The 19,514-nt window shown below is 64.7% G+C and carries 12 protein-coding genes and 1 tRNA gene; 8 read left to right on the top strand and 5 right to left on the bottom strand.

The genetic code is table 11. The annotated features are described in order from the left end of the window. Positions 1-3 precede the first annotated feature (3 nt). The gene (locus tag PE058_RS16705) at positions 4-795 is read right to left on the bottom strand and encodes a heparin lyase I family protein (protein ID WP_271028919.1); all 792 of its coding nucleotides are present in this window, start codon (positions 793-795) and stop codon (positions 4-6) included. A 15-nt stretch (positions 796-810) separates the two neighbouring features. On the opposite strand from PE058_RS16705, the gene galE reads away from it, so the two are divergent. After that, the gene (gene galE / locus PE058_RS16710) at positions 811-1,788 is read left to right on the top strand and encodes a UDP-glucose 4-epimerase GalE (RefSeq protein ID WP_020085365.1); all 978 of its coding nucleotides are present in this window, start codon (positions 811-813) and stop codon (positions 1,786-1,788) included. A gap of 3 nt (positions 1,789-1,791) precedes the next feature. On the opposite strand, the gene PE058_RS16715 is transcribed toward galE, so the two are convergent. Then, complete coding sequence (locus PE058_RS16715; RefSeq protein ID WP_271028920.1) at positions 1,792-3,300, bottom strand: lipopolysaccharide biosynthesis protein; 1,509 nt, start codon at positions 3,298-3,300, stop codon at positions 1,792-1,794. Between the two features lie 136 nt (positions 3,301-3,436). Between PE058_RS16715 and PE058_RS16720 the strand changes: the two genes are divergently transcribed. The 6 genes from PE058_RS16720 (at position 3,437) to PE058_RS16745 (ending at position 9,306) form a co-directional block, all read left to right on the top strand. Next, the gene (locus tag PE058_RS16720; RefSeq protein ID WP_271028921.1) at positions 3,437-4,918 is read left to right on the top strand and encodes a glucosamine inositolphosphorylceramide transferase family protein; all 1,482 of its coding nucleotides are present in this window, start codon (positions 3,437-3,439) and stop codon (positions 4,916-4,918) included. A gap of 122 nt (positions 4,919-5,040) precedes the next feature. Continuing rightward, positions 5,041-5,976 (top strand): hypothetical protein, encoded by a 936-nt coding sequence (locus PE058_RS16725; RefSeq protein WP_020085362.1) that lies wholly within the window; start codon positions 5,041-5,043, stop codon positions 5,974-5,976. A gap of 19 nt (positions 5,977-5,995) precedes the next feature. Further along, on the top strand, positions 5,996-7,099 hold the full coding sequence (locus PE058_RS16730; protein WP_020085361.1) for a GNAT family N-acetyltransferase: 1,104 nt from the start codon (positions 5,996-5,998) through the stop codon (positions 7,097-7,099). Between the two features lie 109 nt (positions 7,100-7,208). Further along, positions 7,209-7,283: transfer RNA gene (locus PE058_RS16735), tRNA-Thr, on the top strand. 203 nt (positions 7,284-7,486) lie between these two features. Then, complete coding sequence (locus PE058_RS16740; RefSeq protein WP_020085360.1) at positions 7,487-8,227, top strand: Crp/Fnr family transcriptional regulator; 741 nt, start codon at positions 7,487-7,489, stop codon at positions 8,225-8,227. Positions 8,228-8,298: 71 nt separating this feature from the next. Then, positions 8,299-9,306: a lipid A oxidase gene (locus PE058_RS16745; RefSeq protein WP_271028922.1), complete on the top strand. Its 1,008-nt coding sequence runs from the start codon at positions 8,299-8,301 to the stop codon at positions 9,304-9,306. Positions 9,307-9,379: 73 nt separating this feature from the next. On the opposite strand, the gene PE058_RS16750 is transcribed toward PE058_RS16745, so the two are convergent. Together PE058_RS16750 and PE058_RS16755 are read right to left on the bottom strand one after the other, a co-directional pair. Beyond that, positions 9,380-10,381, bottom strand: a complete 1,002-nt coding sequence (locus PE058_RS16750; RefSeq protein ID WP_271028923.1) for a hypothetical protein — start codon at positions 10,379-10,381, stop codon at positions 9,380-9,382. Positions 10,382-10,632: 251 nt separating this feature from the next. Further along, positions 10,633-17,538, bottom strand: a complete 6,906-nt coding sequence (locus tag PE058_RS16755; protein WP_271028924.1) for a DUF5801 repeats-in-toxin domain-containing protein — start codon at positions 17,536-17,538, stop codon at positions 10,633-10,635. A 332-nt stretch (positions 17,539-17,870) separates the two neighbouring features. Between PE058_RS16755 and PE058_RS16760 the strand changes: the two genes are divergently transcribed. Then, entirely contained in the window at positions 17,871-18,761 is an 891-nt protein-coding gene (locus tag PE058_RS16760) for a TIGR01459 family HAD-type hydrolase (protein ID WP_271028925.1), read from the top strand. A gap of 39 nt (positions 18,762-18,800) precedes the next feature. Here the strand turns inward: PE058_RS16760 and ribA are convergent, their stop codons facing one another. Further along, positions 18,801-19,436, bottom strand: coding sequence for a GTP cyclohydrolase II (gene ribA / locus PE058_RS16765; RefSeq protein WP_271028926.1), 636 nt, complete (start codon positions 19,434-19,436; stop codon positions 18,801-18,803). Positions 19,437-19,514: the final 78 nt, after the last annotated feature.

A 19,514-nucleotide genomic window follows, 5' to 3' on the forward strand; every position in this document is an offset into this window, starting at 1 on the left:
CGCTCAGGGTGCCGCCGCCTCGGTGATTTTAACGTTCCGATAGCGGATCGCGATCGGCTCGGGGCTTTTGGCGCGGTAGATGCCGAACTTGAAGTAAGGCCCGACGTCGTCCGCGTATCCGATCGGAATGTCCTCTGCGAATACCCGCCTTCCATCGACGCGGACCGCGAGGGTTCCATGGCTTGGATCGAAGCGCACGTCGTAAGAAACGGAGATCCATCGCCCGCGCTGAATGTCCGGCACGCGCGCGCGCTCGATACCTTTCGGATTCTTGGTATGGCGGCGCGCGATTTCGGACTGCGTGTAAACAACGAGATCGCGGCCGGTCAACTCAAACGCCAGCGGCGGCGACGACGGTGCGTCTCCCTCGTCCTCCGTCGCGTGCCACTGCCCCGCGACGAGCCAAGCGGATGTGCTTTGCGGTCCGGGCTCGATCAGCATCTCGTAGGAAACACGATAGAGCGCACCGAAGCTCACGGGGCGTTTGTCGAGACTGAGCTCGGCACGCTCGCGATCGGCGCCCAAGATGCGGTCGACGCTCCATCTGTCGCCAGCACGCACTTCGAAACGAAACTCTCCGGCGTGCGGCGCCGTGACGGCGTACGGGCGCTCCTCAGCGGCGTGCCGGCTGGCTGGCCGGCCATCGACATTCATCTCAGCGGCCACGGCCACTTGCATGTGCGCCTGCAGGGCGAGAACGGCGACAAACAAGGCGGCGCGGCGCCGGACTGGCCAATGCTCCGTGTGCCCCGCCGTGCCTCTAGACTGCCAACACGCTTTGTGAACGAATTTCATGTATGCGTGTCTCTCATGACAGTTCTCGTGACAGGCGGCGCCGGCTACATCGGCAGCCATATGGTGCTGGCGCTTCTGGACGCCGGTGAAAAAGTTGTCGTGGTCGATAATCTGTCGACCGGCTTTCGACACGCGGTACGCCCTCCGGCGGTGCTGGTGGAAGGCAACGTGGGAGACCAGGAGCTGGTGTCCCGCGTCGTCCGGGAGCATGGCGTCCGGATCATCATCCATTTCGCCGGCTCCATCGTTGTGCCGGATTCAGTGGCCGATCCGCTCGGCTACTATCTCAACAACACGTCGAACTCGCGCTCGCTTATCGAAGTCGCGGTTAAGACCGGCGTCAAGTCGTTCATCTTCTCTTCCACGGCCGCCGTCTACGGCAACCCCAAGGAGATCCCCGTCAAGGAAGACGCCGAGCTTCGGCCGGTCTCGCCTTACGGCACCTCCAAGCTGATGACGGAATTGATGCTGGCGGACACCGCGTTCGCGCATGACTTCCGCTACGTGGCGCTGCGCTATTTCAACGTCGCGGGCGCCGATCCAGAAGGACGAGCCGGACAATCCACGCCGCGCGCGACGCATCTCATCAAGGTCGCGTGCGAGACCGCGCTCGGCAAGCGTGCTTCGATGGACGTGTTCGGAACGGACTACCCGACGGCCGACGGCACCTGCATCCGCGACTATATCCACGTGACGGATCTCGCAGCCGCGCACATGGCGGCGCTGAGATATCTCGACGCCGGCGGCAAGTCGGACGTGTTCAACTGCGGATACTCATCGGGTTACTCGGTGCTCGAGGTGATCGAAGCGGTGAAGCGCGCCTCCGGCGGCCCGTTCCCGGTGAAGCTCGCCCCGCGCCGCCCCGGTGACGCGGAAGCGATCGTGGCGGATTCCTCGAAGATCCGTAGCAAGCTCGGCTGGCAGCCGAAGCTTGCCAATCTCGATCAGATCGTCGCCCATGCGTTCGCGTGGGAACGCTCGCTCAAGGCCTGAGCTTCACGGCTTCTGCCTCGCCACAACCATCTCTCGCGCGAGCGCTACGGCTTTCCTGCGCTCGCGCGGATAAAGGGCCGCGATCAGGCTTGCGAAGACCAGCGCACCCAGGGCCACGATGAGCGTCAGGGATGCTATGTCCGGTCGCGCAGGGACAAGCGCGATCACGGCCATCATGGCGGCCGTTGCGAGCGCGATCTTCACGACATCGGCGAGCGGCAGCGCAAACCGGTAAAGCGCCCAGCCCCAGGCCATGGTCACGATCAGGCTCAACACTGCACCGATCGCGGCCCCCGCGACCAGCCCCGGCAGGCCCGCCCACAACAGCCCGATGCCTCCCAGAACCAGGGCCGCGACGGCATCGATGGCATCGTTGATCAGTGGAACAACCGGGCGCTCGTGCAGCAGGAACACCTGCTCGCCGCAGTGGACGCGGAAGCTGCGGGCGGCTCCCGCCAGAATTGACGCCGGCAGAATGGCCGCTGTCACCGCCCGATAGGGCTCGCCCACGAACATCGGTACGATCAGGTCCGAGATCATCCAGAGACCCGCGGAGGCCGGTGCGAGCGTCGCCAGCAGCAAGAGCCCGTTGCGGGCGAGCTGGGCCTGTCCCGCCTCATGTCCGCCGTCGCGCGCGCGGGCAAGCGCCAAGGGAAAGCCGGCCGCCGTCACCATCATCGCCGCAACGCTCGCGATACGGAGACCGATTGACCATCCGACCGTGACGAGGCCGACGGCGGCGGCGCCATCGCGCCATTCCACCACGAAGCGCACGCCGTTGTTCGCGAGCCAGACGAGCACGCCTCCGATGACGAGCGGCAGAGCGTAGGCCATGGCTTTCGCGATCACCTCCCGCGCGAAGCGGAGGGGTTCGAGGCCGATCTCGATCCTCAGTAGGACGAGGGCCAGCGAGATGGCCTGCGCCGCAGCGTATCCGGCGAGGACCGAGGCCGCGCTCGGCTCATAGAGCATCACGAGTGCGAGCGCGGCGAAGAAACCGCCGACCGGCCAGCCTATCTGGAGGATGGAATACGACAGGGGATCGCCACAGGCTCGCGCGCGGTCGGAGAGCTGCGCGACGGCGAGCCGTCCGACACTTTGCAGGATTGCGGCCGCGACGAGGCCCCAGGTCCAGACCCCGTCGATGAACGACGGCATAGCCACCACGATAAGAACCGTGATCACCCCGGAGATCGTAAGCACGAACGTCTCCGTATCGAGAAACGCCTTGCCGGGGCTCGGGGCGCCGCCCGCATAGCGCACGGTGTAGTGCGTGAACCAGTTGAGCGTGGTGGCGAGGGATAGCTCCTGGACAGCCGTGATCAAAGCCACGAGACCAAGGTCGGTCGGGCTCAGAAAATGGGTCCATGTCAGGATCGACACGAACTGGAAGACCGGCCCGAGAAACTGGGCCGGCAGATAGAGAAGCGTCTGGCGTAGGAGCATCGTGTCCCATCTGATGCGGGCCTCGTCGCGATGCCACGCGTGCGGCGCCGGGCGAAGCTCGGTCATCCCTACCTTTTAGCGCAGGCTTTGTGGCATTCGGCGCTTCGTCGCTCCGCTCCCTTAACCGCAACCGCTTTTTGGGGGTGGCATCGGCGGTGGCTTCATCGGAGGGTCGCGGCGGATCGTTCAAATACGGGGCGCCATGCGCACGCTCGTTGTTCTCGATGCAAAGCGGCTCGCGCGCTGGCACGGATGGTTAATTTCGCGCCTCGCGGCGGATGCCCGCGTGGAGTTGCATGTCTCGCTCGTGGAGGGGCCGGCGGGAGCGCGGCCGGGCGCGGCGCTGGAGATGCTGCTCTCCGGCGAGCGCCTGCTCGACCGGCGGCGGCTTTCTGCATCCGATCCGATCACCGCCGCCGAGCTTGGCCATCGCGCGACGGCCGGCCCCTTCCCGGCAGGCGACTTCGACGTGGTGCTCGATCTCACCTGGGACGTTGCAAGTATCCCCGCGGCGGGCCGTGTCATCCGGCCGACGTTCGATGGCGATCCTTCGGAAGCGGCGCTGTGGTCGGCTCTGCTCGAACGAAGATCGCCGCTACTCGGCCTCGATCTCGGCGAGGCCAAGCCGCGTCCCGCTGCCCTCCCCGCGGTCGAGCATCCGACGCGTCTTCGTCGCTCGGCGGATCAGGTCCTCTCGCGCCTCATCCAGGTGCTCGCGATTGCCGCTCTCGAAGGCCCGAACGCGCTGCCTCAGGTGCCAGTGCCGTGCGCCGTCAAAGATCACACCGACGCCGGAGCCTTCGCGGCTGCGGACTTCGCGTGGCGCAAAGTCGCCCGCAAGACCGAGCGTGCTCTTTCCAGGCTTCTTGGTACGCGCGAGCGCTGGCGCGTCGGATGGCGCCTCGCGCCTGAGGGGCGCAGCCATCTCGCGGGGCTGGCGCCGGCCGAGGCGTATCGCACGCTTCCGGACGACGGACAGCGTTACTTCGCAGATCCTTTCCCGATGCTGCGCGACGGCCTGCACCATGTCTTCGCCGAGGAGGTGCCGTTTCAAACCGGACGCGGGCTCATTTCGCATTTCACAGTGGATGCGAGCGGCAGGGCAACCGCGCCGCGTCCCGTGCTCGAAACAGGGCATCACCTCTCCTACCCGCAAGTGTTCGCGCATGAGGGGCAGATCTACATGATGCCCGAATGCTCAGCCTCCGGCGCGCTCGACGTCTATCGTGCGGACCCGTTTCCACATCGCTGGGTTCCCGCGTTCCGCTTGCTGGACGAGGAGGTTCACGACGCCACGCTCGCCGTCCACGCGGGGGCTTTCTATCTCTTCGCGTCCACGCGCGACCTTCAAAGCTCGTCCTGGGATGCGCTCAACGTCTACCGCTCTGAAAAACTCGAAGGGCCATGGCAGCCAGTGTCCGTGAACCCAGCGCTGATCGATGCGCGCGAGAGCAGGCCCGCGGGAGCGCTCTACCATCGGGACGGCGCCCTCTGGCGCCCCGCACAGAACTGCAGCGCCAGCTACGGCGGCAGCCTCAGCCTCGCCCGCGTGACCCGTCTCGACGCGGACGGCTTCGCTCAGGAGCTCGCTGCCGACCTTCGCATGGGCGGCCAGCCTGCCGGACATGGTCCGCACACGATCAATTGGGCCGACGGGCTCGAGGTCATCGATTTTCTGGCCTGAGGCGCGCCCGCATTCGTCGCCGGAGGCGGTTTACTCTCCCAAGCGAAGGCCGTTTGACACCGCCATTCGAGAGCACTAACTCTATTTGTCTTCTCAACATCTTCAGTGTGGCAGTTGATCCAATGAGCGAAGCCATCTTCACCGATTGGAGCGCGGATACGGCGCGCCGGTGGGCCAGCGAGCCCTTGCGGCTGAAGCACCGCCTGCACACAGATCCTCTGTTCTCGATGGATACGCTGGCCGAGCTGATCGACAGCTATCCCCGGCAGCATTATTCGCTCGTGCAGGTGGGGACGCCCGGGCAGCGCCGTCTCTGGCGCGAAGGCGAGATCGGCAAGCTTTCCGGTGCGCGCGTGATCGAGAGCATCGGCAACGGACGCATGTGGCTCAACCTGCGCAACGTGAGCGCCGTGGACAAACGCTTCCGCGCGCTGCTCGACCAGCTCTTCGGCGAGATCGCCGAGCGCGTGCCCGGCTTCAGTGCCTTCTCGAGCACGATGGGCATTCTCATCTCATCGCCCAAGGCCGAGGTCTACTATCACATGGATCTGCCGGGCCAATCGCTCTGGCAGATCCACGGCAAGAAGCGCGTCTATGTTTATCCTGCCGAGCCGCCGTTCCGGCGCGACGAGGATCTCGAGAGGATCGCGCTCTACCAGCTCGAAATCGACATTCCGTTCGAACCTTCCTACGATCGCTATGCGCAGGTCTTCGAGATCGAAGGCGGCGAGATGCTGCACTGGCCGCTGAATGCTCCTCACCGCGTCGAGAACCTCGACTGCCTCAACGTGTCGATGACGACCGAGTACTGGACGGAGCCGATCCGCCGTTCGCAGATGATCAACCTCGCAAACGGCATTCTGCGCCACAAGCTGGGCGTCACGCCTCGCAGCCGTTCGATCGAGGGGCCTGGCTTCTGGGCCAAGGCTGCTCTCCAGGCGGGCGTGAAGCGCGCAGGTCTCCTCAAGAAGGCGCGCAAGACGCTGCGGCCCATCGAGTTCGAGCTCGATACCGAGCGCATCGGAGAAATCCGCGATATCGCGCCTGTCGCCCGCTGATTTGGGTCAGGAACGCCTGATGTATTGTGCCGAGATCTGCCCGCCGACAGATCTTCTGACCTTGGCCGGTGCCCTCGGAGCCGAGAGAGCGCAGAGCGCATTTACGTCGCCCTACTGGCTCGGTCCGCTTATCGACACACTCGCGCCCGAGGCTGGGGCCGAAGCATTCGGCGTGGTGGTCCGGCGGCGCGCCGACGATGCCGTCGCCGCCGTTCTGCCGCTCGCCGCGACGCGGGAAAAAGGCTTCAAGACGGTTCGGTTCGCGGATTTCGGCGTGACCGACTATGCCGCGCCCCTCATCGGGGCCGCCTTTCCGAAAGCCGCCACCGATGGCCCGGCTTTCAACGCAGCCATCAAAGCCGCCCTCTCGCGTTACGATCTCGTCCGCTTCGAGCGCCTGTTACCGCAGGTCGCCACGGAAGCCAACCCGCTCGCAACCGACCCGGCCGCCGTTCCCTCCCGCATGAGAGGTCACGTGATCTCGCTCGGGGGCAGCGTGCGCGACCATGTGGCGGCGCTCGGCCGCAAGGTGCGCAAGGAGGTGGAGCGCTGCGAGCGCCACATCGCCTCCGCTGGCGCGCTCAGGCTCAACCGTGCGGCAGGAGGAGCTGAGGTCGCCGCCGCCTTCGAGCGGCTCGAAACCCTTCAGTCCGCGCGTTGGAGCGGCACGGAACGGCGCTATCGCCTCGATCAGCCCGCCTATGGCCGCTTCTACCGGTCCGTGATCGAACGCGGAACCGGCCCCGGCTTCGCGGACGTGTTCACGCTGTTCTCCGGGGACGTTCCGGTGGGAGCCGTGTTCGGAGTTCGGGGGCCGGATCGCTTCATCGTGCTGAGGATCGCGAGTGACGATACGCAGTGGGGGCGTTTCTCGCCTGGCCGGATGACGCTGCTCGCCGTGCTGGAGCATCTTGTCGCGGATGGGCTAAGCACCTTCGACCTCGGCATCGGCGATTATGACTTCAAGCGTCGGCTCGGCGCCGTACCCGCCCCGCTGGCCGACCTGACGGCGCCGCTCTCCTGGACCGGCCTGCCCCTGGCCGCCGGGCTCAGGACAAAAGCGTTTCTGGGCCGGCAGCCCGCCCTCAAGCGCCTGGCGGACCGGGTGCGCGGACGCGTCTGAGGCCGTGGCACGAAGACCCTTTTTCCGAGCCCGGGAGTTCGATAAAAGAAGCCACTGCTTCGTGTCGGCTTGGCCATGCGCGCCTTGCCCGTACCCGTTGCACAAGCCTGCCGGCTTAGCTCAGTGGTAGAGCAGCGGTTTTGTAAACCGTTGGTCGGGAGTTCAAATCTCTCAGCCGGCACCAATTTCGCCTCCTTCCTGACGACTTGACGTTGCTCAAACACCGGGACCCCAGTCCGGGTGCATACTGCGGCCAACCCTGGTGCGTTTGCCGATCTCACGGGATGAGAACGGGCGTTCGAGGGCATTTCGGCGTTCTGCTCGTGGCGGCCCTGCGGCCATTCATCGGGTGGATGCCTGGAGCCGTCAGGAGCAGCAGACGACCCCATGACCATTCCCGCCCGATGCAGCACCTGTCCTGTCCGGTCTGCCGCGCTTTGCGGCAAGATCAGCGACGACGCCGCCAATGCGCTTTCGCGCGTCATGCATCGCGTTCGCATTCCGGCCGGCCGCGTCATCTATGGCGCCGTCGAGCAGCCGAACTCGTTCGCGATCCTCGTCTCCGGAGTCGTGAAGCTCGTCATCACCAAGCCTGACGGCCGTCAGCAGATCGTCGGCCTGCAATTCCCATCGGATTTCGTGGGCCGGCCGTTCGCGGACGGCTCGACGCTTTCAGCGGAGGCCGCGACTACGCTCGAGCTCTGCTGCTGCTCCGGCCGCGCGTTCGAGAACGTGCTGCGCGACTACCCCGAGCTCGAACGGGCGCTTCTCAAGCGCCTTGTTTCGGACCTCGACGGCGCGCGGAACTGGGCGTTCCTGCTCGGGCGGACGACCGCGCAGGAAAAAGTGGCGAGCCTGCTTTACGTCATCGCAGACCGGATGGCCCGCTCCGTCGTGCGCGGCTGCCAGGAGCGCCCGTGCGCGCTCGGTCTGTCTCTGCCGCTCTCCCGGATGGAGATGGCGGAATGCCTGGGCCTGCGCCTCGAAACGGTCTGCCGCCAAATCACGCAACTCAAATCGCGCGGTGTCATCTCGACGATGGGGCGTCGCGCCTTCGACGTGCTCGACATGCATGAGCTCAAGCAGTGCGCCGCCAACGCCACCGCCGTTCTGGACGAAGCGGTGTGAGGGCGCACACAATCCTATGACACCGCTGCGCGGGGCGGACGCGCGGGAGTTCTCTTGGGGGACATACGATCATGCCTATGACGCTGGCGGGCTCCTGTGTTCAAGAGGGGCGGCCGACGCTACGCCCAGCGCTGCTCGCGGAACGGGCCGGAACTCTCTTCGCTGCCGGAATGCTCGGCATCTTGGCGGTCTCAAGCATCCTCTCCGAGGCAGCGGCGCCAAACGAAACGCCAGATGAGCGGGCGGGCGTCTCCTCTCCCACACCCGAGCACGCTGGCTCAGCTACGCGCGAGACGTTCGTCGCGGGCTACGTGGCGCAACCGCTCTATGCGCGCAGCGACGTGCACATGACGCGGCCGGACGGCACGGATCTCACGCTCAAGGCGCTCGGGTGGGATGGCGACGCTCTCCGCTTTCCGATCGATGGCGGCGTGCGTGCGGTCTCCGGCGCCGCGCCGCTCAGCTTCATGGTGGATTTCCTCCATAACAAGGCGGTGGCGCGCCTCGGCAAGGGTGCGCACGGGCGCAAGCTCAAGAACCCGGTGATCGAGGACGTGGACACCGAAGGCACTCTCAAGGGCGGGCCGGCGCCGGGGCGCGTGAAGCTCACGGAGGTGTTCGACCGGCTGGAGTTCACGCACGGGCACAATGTGCTTCTGTTCACGCCCCTGTTGCGCCTCGCCAACATCACGCCGCGTATCCGACCCTACCTCGGCGTCGGAGCGGGCTTTGCGCTTCCCCATGTCGAGGTGTGGTTTCCCCGCGAAGCGCGAGACCGGCGCACCAGCGAGTACCAGTTCGCGGGGCCCGCCGCGCAGGTGGTGGCCGGGTTCGAGATCCGCACCGGGCGCATGGCCTACTTCATCGAGTACAAGTTCAGCTATGCCTGGATTTCGGCGGCGTTGAGCGGCGACGAGTCCTGGCTCAACTTCGACATGCCGGGCGATCTCTTGCGGCAGCTCCAACGGTGGTGGCGGGGTGAGGAGCCTGCCTTCGGCCGCCTCGGCACTACGCTCGCGGCTCACCAGATCGCAGTCGGCGCCGGGTACTGGCTGCAAGGCACCCGCGCCACGCCCTGAGAGACAATGAAAAAAGGCGGCACGCAGATGCGGCCGCCTTCTCCTACTTTCAGACTTTCCGATCCTGCGCGCGTCAGTTCGGCGCGGAGCCGAGCCCGATGGTGATGCGGAGGCCTGTCCTCAACTCCCAGAGGTCGTCGTCCTGAACGTGGGATTCCAAACCGACGATCTTGTTGCTGGTCAGGTGCGCGGTCGGGACGTTGGAGAAGTAATCGGCCTCGGCGAAACCTTCGAGGTTGGCCGTCTGCGAGAGCTTCACCTTCAGACCGATGCCGAGCAGGCCACGGAAGCCCACGCCGGAGTCATTATCGGAAATGGTGGCGGCGAAAATGTCGGGCGTGCCGTTGGAGCTCGACCGGAACTTGCCGTCTGCGTCATAGCCATAGATGCCGGCCCCGACGCGCCCCACCAGGGCGACGTTGGATGTGAGCCAGGTCTCCGGCTCAGCCGAGACGGCCATACCGTAGAGCAGCGCATCCACGCTCGCGCCGCGGCGGAATTCGCAGCAGAGCGTCGTCGTGACGAGCGTGCTGGTGTCTTCCTCGAAGCTGCGGATGAAGGGCGCAAAGGCCCACGTCACGGTCGTCGTGGCGTTGACGACGTCATCATCCTCGAGGCGGAAGCCGACTTCCCAGGTCTCGCGCTCGACCTTGGTGCGCCCTGTCAGGCCACCGCCAGCGCCGAGAAGGGTTCCGTCCACGTTCTTCAGGATGATGTCCGCGAGGGGCGGCGCGATGTTGCGCGCGCTGTCGTCGGCGTTGCCGTAGAGCAGGTAGACTTCGAAGCGATTGAAATCGAAGAGGTACGGCGTGCCGTTCTCGTAGCCGATCTGGCCGCCGACGAAATAGCCGTCATTGGGCGAAACGAAGGTGTCCTGCTCCGGGCCGCCCGACGTCACAACGATACCGTGGCCCGTCACATCCGGTCCGTCCTGATGAAGATAGCCGCCGTCGAAGGACAGCGTATAGCCATTCGGGCCGACCGGGGCCTTGCCCATATCTGCATGAGATGGCTGCGAAATCGCAGACAACCCAGCGGCTGCGACGATCGCTACGGCTACGCGACCTCTCGTCATGCTATCCCCCTCGCTGCGCCGTCGCCGGCCCCCGCTCATGCAAATTCTATAGACGCCCCCAAGTCGGGCGGAGCGTAACGAAAACGACTAATCCCCAGCAATGAGCGATTCTCGACTGATTCGCGACCTCTTCGGGCTTGATTCGCAACACACAAGAGATTTCTTTGCTGCGCTCAACAAAAAAGGCGGAGCCGCGAACGGCCCCGCCGAAGATGCAGTCCAAATATCTGCCGGGCCAAATATCTGCCGGGTTAGATCACGTAGAAATCGGTGTGATCCACGGCGGCCGCACCGCCGGAGATGCCAGATAGGGTCAGCGTAGCAAACTGAACCTTGGCACCAGCGCCGTTGCCGTCGGCGTCGTAGTAGAGCGCCCCCGTGTTGGTGTCGAAGATGATGCGTTGGCTGGACGCGCTCGCCTCGCCCGTGGTGTTGGCAACGAAGGCGGCCGACGACAGCGTGCCTCCGGGCAGTGCGGAGAAGATCCCTGCCCCGTTGTCGAGAAGAATATAGTCCTGGCTGCCGTCCGAAGGGTTTGCGTCGAAGTCGAGAATTGTATCGACATTCGTCGTGCTGTTGAGCGTCGTGTTGAAGATGAAATAGTCGCTTCCCGAGCCACCGACCAAGAGATCGTTGCCGAGCCCGCCGTTCAACTCATCGTTGCCTGAGTTGCCGATCAGAACGTCGTTTCCACCGAAGCCATTGATTTCATCACCGTTGGTTCCGCTGATGAGAATGTTGGCGTTGTTGTCGCCATTGAGCGGGTCCGTATTGGAATTGACGCGATCGATGGTGACCGTCGCGGTGTCCGTCAACGATCCGGCGGTCGCCGTGTAGCTGAACGAGCCGCCGCGCGGGTTGGGGTCCGAGAACGTGACGCTTCCCGATCCATCCGTCACGGTGCCGCCGGAGGCGCTGAACACGTTGGTGAGCGTGATGGATTGGCCTTCCGCGTCGGTATCGTTGTAGAGCAACGCATAGTCCGGGATCACGATCGAGGCGGGGTTACCCGCGATGTTCGTGATGATGGCGTCGTCGCGTGCCACCGGAGCATCATCCACCGGCGTGATGTTGATGAGCACCGACTTGGTATCGGTCAGCGCGCCACCCGCACCCGTGTCTCCCGTGTCGTTCACGTGCAGGCTAAGCGTCGCATTGGCAGGCGGCGTATCCAGGTTGGCCACGTAGTGGATGGACCCTGCCGATCCCGGCCCGGTGTCGATGCCGCCGAGCAGGTTGTTGATCTGCTGCTGGCTGCCGGTGATGGTCACGGTCGAGCTGCCGCTGCCGCTCACCGATGCACCGCTGTTGCCTGCCGTCACGTTGAGAATACCCGCGGTGACAGAGAGCTGGGCGACAATCGACGCGCTACCCGCATCCACATCGAAAACCGACAGGCCCGTGCCATGAAGCGCGAGGCTGGTGTCCTCGATCGCCGCGTAGCTTGCCGCCGTGATGGTCGCGACCGGGGCGTCGTTCACCGGAGTGAGATCGAGGAGAACGGTGTCGCTATCGATCTTGGCTCCGCCCAGGCCGGACGCGCCGCCGTCGTTCGAGGTGACGGTAAGCGTGACGTCGGCCGTGGAGTTCGCAAGCGGCGTGAACGTGACGCCCTGCGCCGGGTTCAGCAAGAAGGCGTTGATGGCCGCCAACGTTCCCGTGAGCGTGAGCGCGCTCGCGCTTCCTCCGACGGTTACGCCGGAAGCCGACGATGCCGTTAGAGCACCGCTCGCGCCCGGGATCGAAAGCGTTACGGTGAGGTTCGATGTTCCGATGTCGGCGTCCGCGAAAGAGATGCCGGAGAGCTTGGTCGGCGTGTCCTCCTGGACCCCGATGGAAGCCGGAACGGTATTGACGGGCGCTTCGTTGGCGTTCTGCACCGTAATCTGCAGCGAGGCCGTGCTGCTGTCTCCATCACGATCGACGATCGTGTAGTTGAAGGTGCCGATGCGGTCGGCCGCGATTCCGGTCGGGGCGGTGAAGTGCCAGGCGCCCGTCGCGAAGTTGAACGTGAGCCTGCCGCCGATCTCGGTCGTGATGTTGCTCAGGAGATTTCCGGCGACCGGCGCGCCTCCTGCGCTCGAGGTGATCTGGGTGCCGTTATAGGAATAGGTGACGCCGTTGATCGCGATCGAGGCGATGCGGCCTGCGCCGTCGGCACCGAAGCCGTCGTTGGTCAGCACGTTGCCCGAGATGTCACCGCCCAGCACGACGCTGAGCAGCGTATCGATCAACTCGTCGAAGTTGCCGACGCTGATCGGCGCGCCCGAACCATCGACATCCACATCCTGCAGACGCGCAGTGTTGATGCCGTCGCCGATACCGATCGTGGTGACGTTGATCGGGTTCGCGCCGTTGACGAACGCGTTCCAGGCGATCGTGGTCGGATCGTTCAGCGAGCCGCCGGTGGATCCGGTCTGCTCGTTCGGATTGCCGTCGCTCAGGAAGAAGACCTGATTGCTCCAGCCTGCGAGCGGCGTGTAGACCGCCATCGTCTGCTGGATGGCCGCGGTGAAGTCCGTGGTGAAGCCAATAGAGCCCGGGGCCGTGCCGCCCGCCAGCGGATTGATGGCGTTCAACTGGGCCTGAAGCGCGGCAAAGGTCGTGAAAGGACCGTACGACGTGGCATCGCCCGCGAACGGGAACAGGTGCACGCGCACATCGCCGCTGGTGCCATCGAAGAGCTGCTGGGCGGCCGTCGCAACGGCCTGCAACATCTGGTTCAACTCGACATTGTCGATGCTGCCGCTGAAATCGAGCACGAAGGCGCAGTTGAAATCCTTGCCCTCACCCTCGACGACGGAGGCCGTGTCGCCGACTGCGACCGGCACGTCGTCGATCACGGTGATCGACGCATTGAGCGGCACGTTGGTATCGCCCACCGGCCCGCCCGCGTCGGAGACGACGACACGTCCGTTGAGATTGATGGCGAGGGTGTTCTCTCCGCCGCCCGCCGGATGATCGACAGGAGCGAGGAGCGTGAAGGTGTAGGCACCGGTTGCGGTGTCGGTGAGCGCGAGCTCGAACACCTTGGTATCGCCGGCACCATACGGACCGCTGCCGCCGTCTCCGTTGGTATAGCCGATCAGGTTGCCGCCGCTGGTCGCGAAGTACACCGGACGGCCGGCGGAGGTGAGGGCGCCATTGGCGACCGTCTGCACGGCGGGATTGCCGCTCAACCCGGCGAACGCGAAGCTCAAAGCTCCGTCGATCCCACCGGTGACCACGGAACCGAAGCTGCCCTGGTGCACGTTGCTCGTCAGGCCGAAGTTTCCGGCCGTGTCGGCATCGAGGTCCGGCGGACCCGAGACTTGATCTTCGATGCCGCCGGGAAGGCCGTGCTCCTCCTCGACGAGGCCGCTCGCAGCACCGCTGATCACCAGCGGCGTGTTCACGTTCACGACGCGGATGATGTGGGTGTCGGAGGCAGTGTCGAGATCGCCATCCGTCATGCTGATCGTGATGTTCACGTTGGCGGTTGCCGAGATGGAGGACGGCGTGAAGGTCCACGTTCCCGTTCCGGCCGGCGTCGGAGCGCCGACCACCAGTGTTCCCGCGGACGTGACGATCGTCTCGCCGTCGAGCAGGGCGTTCACATCGACCACCTGAACGTTGGTGCCGTCGACGTTGACCATGAGCTGGCCCAGGAGCAGGCCGTCGGCACCGGCGGTGAACTGATAGGTTCCGTTTACCGGCGCGCCGTTCTCGTTCACGGTGCTGGCGCCGCCGATATCGACGCTCACGATGTCGTCGACAATGCGGACGTCGATGGAACCCGTGGCCTGCGAGCCGTCCGTATCGGTGACCTCAACCGTAAAGCTCTCGGTGATGCTGTTCTCGCCGAGCCCGGCCGGATGCGCCTCATTGTCGAGCAGCGTATAGGCGTAGCTGACAACGCCGGTCGCCGCATTGAAGCCGGTGATCGAGAGCGTGTTGCCGAGCGGCGTCGTGATGTTGAGCGGGAACGGCCCTGTAAGCGGCACGGACGTGTTGTGCACGCTGATGGCAGCGACACCATCGGGCGCTGTGATCGTGAAGGTACCCGTTTGCGTGAGAGCCGCAGCGTTCGGCGACGAGCCGGCCGACTCGCCCGCGCCACGGCTGGCCGCGAGATCATCCTCGTCCACGACCAGCTCTCCGCCCGCAACGTCGAGGCCGGAGATGGTCACCGGATCGTCGGCGCCGTTGACTGTGATGGTGAGGGTGGCGATCGCGGGGTCACCGTCCGCATCGCGGATGGTATAGGTGAACGTCTCTGTGAGGGACTGGTTGCTGTTTAGCGCGAGCACCGTCGGGTGGTTGCTGTTGACGGTGTAAGAATAATTGCCAGCAGCATCAACCGTGAGATTGCCGTAGCCGCCCGCAACCGTGCTCCCCACGGCGCCGGCCCAGGAGATGGAGCCGAAGCCGTCGGCGCCGAGGGTATCGGCCACGCCATCCGTGCCGTTGCTATCGGTCCCGAGACCGCCGTCGAGCCCGGAAACCACGTTGCCCGTCGCGACGGGACTCGACACGGCGGTCACGGCGTCTGCGTCGTTACGGGCAGCCGGTGCGTCGTCGTGGAACACGAGGGAAGAGCCGATATCAATGCTCGCCCTGGCAAAGTCGCCATCCCTGTCGGTGATGGTTGCGCTGACCGAGATGAAATTGGCGCCGAGGGAAACCGACTGGTTCGGGCCTGTATCCGGCGTATGCGCGATGGCGCGCTGCTGGTCGAGCGTAACATTGCCGGCACTGTCGATGGTGACGGTGAAGGAGATTGCGCCCGCCGAGTTGCCGGCGCGGCCGACGATTGCGCCACCCTCGCTGAAGAGCAGTATGCTGTCGCCGCTGGCCGTATCGACGAGACCCGTGTCGACACCCGGGGTGATGTTGATGAGCGCGTAGGTGATTGCGCCCGCGCCATCGGCGCCGTAGGTGGTGCCGAAATTGGCGGCGACGTTTGTGCTCGCGTCGCTTCCGAGGGCGGTCTCATCGACGGCGAGCAAGGGAATGCTCGCGTTCCTGACCCCGATGGCCGGGGCATCATCCTTGAAAATCAGCGAGCCGCCGATGTCGAGCGTTGCCGTTGCAGCATCGCCATCGCGATCGGTGATCCGTCCGGTCAGCGAAACGAGATTGGCGGCGATCGAGACAGATTCGTCAGGATTCGTGCTGTCCGTGTGCACGATCGCGCGCTGCTGGTCGAGCGTCACGTTCCCAGAGGCGTCCACGGTGACACGGAAGGAGACGTCGCCGGCTGAGCTTCCGACGCGTCCGACGATCGCACCGCTTTCGTTGAACAAGAAGATCGCGTTTCCGGTGGCGGTGTCGATCAAGCCAGAGTTCACGCCCTGGGCGCTCACACCCAGCGCATAGACGAGCGAGCCCGCTCCATCTGCACCAAAAGAACCGATAAAGCTGCCCGCGAAGCTGGCGGTTGCGTTGACCGCAAGATTGCTCTCGTCGACGACGAGGGCGGGCGCACCGGCGTTTCCGACCGAGATGGACGGGGCGTCGTCCTTGAAGATCAGCGAGGCGCCGATGTTGACGGACGCGCTAGCGGAATCCCCGTCGCGATCGGTAATCCGGCTCGTCAGCGTGACCAGGTTGGCGGCGATCGAGACAGCCTCGTCCGGCCCAGCGTTCGCCGTGTGGGCGATGGCGCGCTGCTGGTCGAGCGTGACGTTGCCCGCGCTGTCCACGGTAGCGCGGAAGGAGACGGCGCCCCCCGAGCTGCCGACGCGGCCGACGATCGCGCCGCTTTCGTTGAAGAGCAGGATGGCGTTTCCGGTGGCGGTGTCGATCAAGCCGGAGTTCACGCCCTGGGCGCTCACACCCAGCGCGTAGACAAGCGAGCCTGCGCCATCGGCGCCATACGCGCTCGCGAAGCTGCCGGCAAAGCTCGCCGTGGCGTTGGATGCAAGATTGGTCTCATCGACGATGAGCTTGCCGGTTACACCGACTGCGCGGATCGAGGGTACGTCGTCGATAATGCGGACTGCGAGCGAAGAGTTGGCGGAGCTGCCGTCGCGGTCGGTGAGGACGACGGTAAAGCTCTCGAACAGAGCGTTTTCGCCCGCGCCAGCCGTATGCTGCTCGGCGCCGTTCAGCGTGTAGGAATAGGTAACGACGCCGGTTGCGGAGTTGAAAGACGTGAACCGCAGCGTATTGCCCAGGGGCGAAGAGAACGAGGTGGCAGTGAATACGCCGTTGGTGATGATGGCGCGGCCGCCGACGATCAGATCGTCCAGCCCGTCCGGCGTGGTGATCTTGAAGGTGCCGACCGACGTCAGCGACTCCTTCGTGGTGTCAGAGCCCGTCGGGAGGTCGTCCTCGTCGACGGTGACATCGCCGCCGCTGGCGGCGGGCGTGAGATCGCTGATGGTGACGCCGTCGTTGGCGCCGCGAATGGTGATGGTGACGATCTGCGAGGCCGTTCCGCCGTGACCGTCGTCGACGGTGACGCGGTACTGCTGAACGCGCACATCGTTCGGGCCGAGCGAATCCAGAACGCTGTCGGCGACCCTAAAGGTCCAGCCGATGGAATCGGTGTTCTGGTTGACCGAGCCGATGGTCAGGGCGCCGAGATAGCCGTTGCCGAGCGGCGCGACCTTGGCTGTGTGCGTGTCGAGCTTGTCCACGTCGTTGAAGGTGACGGTGCCGGTGCGGGCGTGCGTCGTCGCGTTCTCACCCGCCGCGCCGTCCGCGATCTCGGTGACAGTGGCCGCCTGGACAGCAGACGTGATCACCGGTGCATCGTTGGTGCCCACGATCTTGATGGTGACCGAGGTGGTTGCCGTGCGGCCCGTGATGTCGGTGAGTGTGACCTTGTAGGTCTGGACCAGGGTCTGGCCAGCCTGCAGATAGTCGATGGCGCCGTCCTGGAGCTTGAAGGTCCAGCCCACCGTGTCGGCAACCTGGTTGACAGGGCCGAGCGTGAAGGTGCCGAGGTAGCCGCTTCCGGCGGGCGTGAAGGAGACCTTGTGGGTGTCGGCAGCCGTGTCCGAGAATTTCAGCGTCGCCTGCTGCGTGTGAACGTAGGTACGCTCCTGAGGATGATTATCCCGCAGCTCTATGACGGTCGCGCATTGCGGCGAGGTGGTAAAGACCGGGATGACCTTTCCGCACAACTCCTCGAACGAAAGAACTTTTGCGACCTTGACTTTCTTCGCCACGGATCACTCCACTACGTCAATCGCGACCTTGGGTTTCTGAGCGGAGTGCGGGCCCAAAGGCGTGAATACTGGGAAAACTCCAATAACAACACTCCGGAATGGCACGCTTTTATAACTCCCGTTAAGCGAATTAAATTGAAACGCTCATTTACCGTTAACTCGGATTATTTCATTTCAAATTTTATTTAAATAATTTTGTTATTCGTCATAAATTTTGGAAAATTTCGCGCGGAAAACTCAAAGCAGAATCAAACAGGGCTGCGGCCTAAGGGCGGTAGACACGCGGGGCGGGTTGCGGTTGGATCGCGCTCTCCTTCACCGTTCGGATGATCATGACCATCTCACCACCTCCCGACGCCAGCCCACCCCCCATCATTTCAAGCGCTGCCGACCTGCTTCTGCGCTACGACGTGCTTTATTGCGATGTATGGGGTGTCGTTCACGACGGCGTTCGCGCCTATGCCGGGGCCACGGAAGCGCTCATGCGCTTCCGGGCGCACGGGGGAACCGTGGTTCTCGTGACCAACGCGCCGGTGCCCACGCATCGTGTGGAGGCGATGCTGGAGGCGCGGCATGTGCCGCCAGACACTTACGACGCGATCGTTTCATCGGGAGAGATCGCGCTCGCGCATATCCGCGAGAAGGGCTACAGGCGCGTCCATTTCATCGGACCACGCGCGCGCGACGCGGCTTTCTTCGAGAAGGCCTCGGTGCCCGATGTGGGACTCGGCGAGGCGGAGGCCGTGGTCTGCACAGGGCTCACTGACGATGTCAACGAAACGGTGGAAAGCTACCGCGATCTGCTCACGGATGCCCGCGCGCACGATCTGCCCTTCGTGTGCGCCAATCCGGATCTGGTGGTGGATGTGGGAGGCCGCCTGTTCCTTTGCGCGGGCGCGCTTGCGGATGCCTACGCGCATATGGGCGGGCGCGTCTATTGGGCGGGTAAGCCCCACGCGACGGCCTACGCAGCAGCCAAGGCCGAGGCGAGCCGGATACGAGGGGCGGAGGTACTTTCAGAGCGCGTGCTGGTCATCGGCGATGCGGTGCGCACCGATCTTGCAGGCGCGCACGGGGCTGGCCTCGACGCCCTGTTCATCGCGGGCGGCATTCACCGGCACGACACCATGGTGGGCGCCGACATCGATCCAGACAAGCTCGCGCGGTTGTTCCCGGCGGGAACGCCGGGCGCCCTCGCAGCGATGGCGGCTCTGGCCTGGTGAGAGCAGCGTGAACGCGCCACCCCATCCAGGTTGCAGATCCTAGATCTTGTGGGACATGCGGCGGCGTTTGGTTTCGAGGTAATGCTCGTTGTGCGCACCCGGCCTCACGATGACGGGAATGCGATCCACGACCTCGATACCGGCATCCTCGAGCGCTTGCACCTTGGTTGGATTGTTGGTCATCAAGCAGATCTTCGAAAATCCGAGATCGAGCAGGATCTCGGCCGCGAGCTCATATTCGCGCGCATCGATCGGCGCGCCGATCTCGATATTCGCGTCCACCGTGTCGAGCCCCTGATCCTGCAGGGCATAGGCCTTGATCTTGTTGAAGAGGCCGATGCCGCGCCCCTCCTGATAAGGCAGGTAGATGAGGATGCCGTTGGGCGTCACTGTGATGCGTCTCAGCGCGGATTCGAGCTGAGCGCGGCAATCGCAGCGAAGCGAGTGGAAGATATCGCCAGTGACACAGCCGGAATGGACGCGAACCAGCGGGATCTCGCCAGCTTCGTCGCCCACGCCCCGGTTGATGAGGGCCATGGCCTGCGAATGCTCGTCCTTGCCCTGATAGGCACGGGCTTCGAGCACGAGTTCGACACCATCGAGCTCGATCGGCAGTTGTGTGCGTGCCGAACGGTCGACGTCGAGTTTCTTGGCTTGGACGCCGCTGGACGGCACCTGGCTCTCCTAAATGCTTTACCTGCTGTTCGCGGGGCTGGCCGCGGCAGGCTTGCCCTGCGGCCGGTGGACATGTTG

The organism is Hyphomicrobium sp. DMF-1, from assembly GCF_027886585.1.
In the GTDB taxonomy this organism is placed as follows: Bacteria; Pseudomonadota; Alphaproteobacteria; order Rhizobiales; family Hyphomicrobiaceae; genus Hyphomicrobium_C; species Hyphomicrobium_C zavarzinii.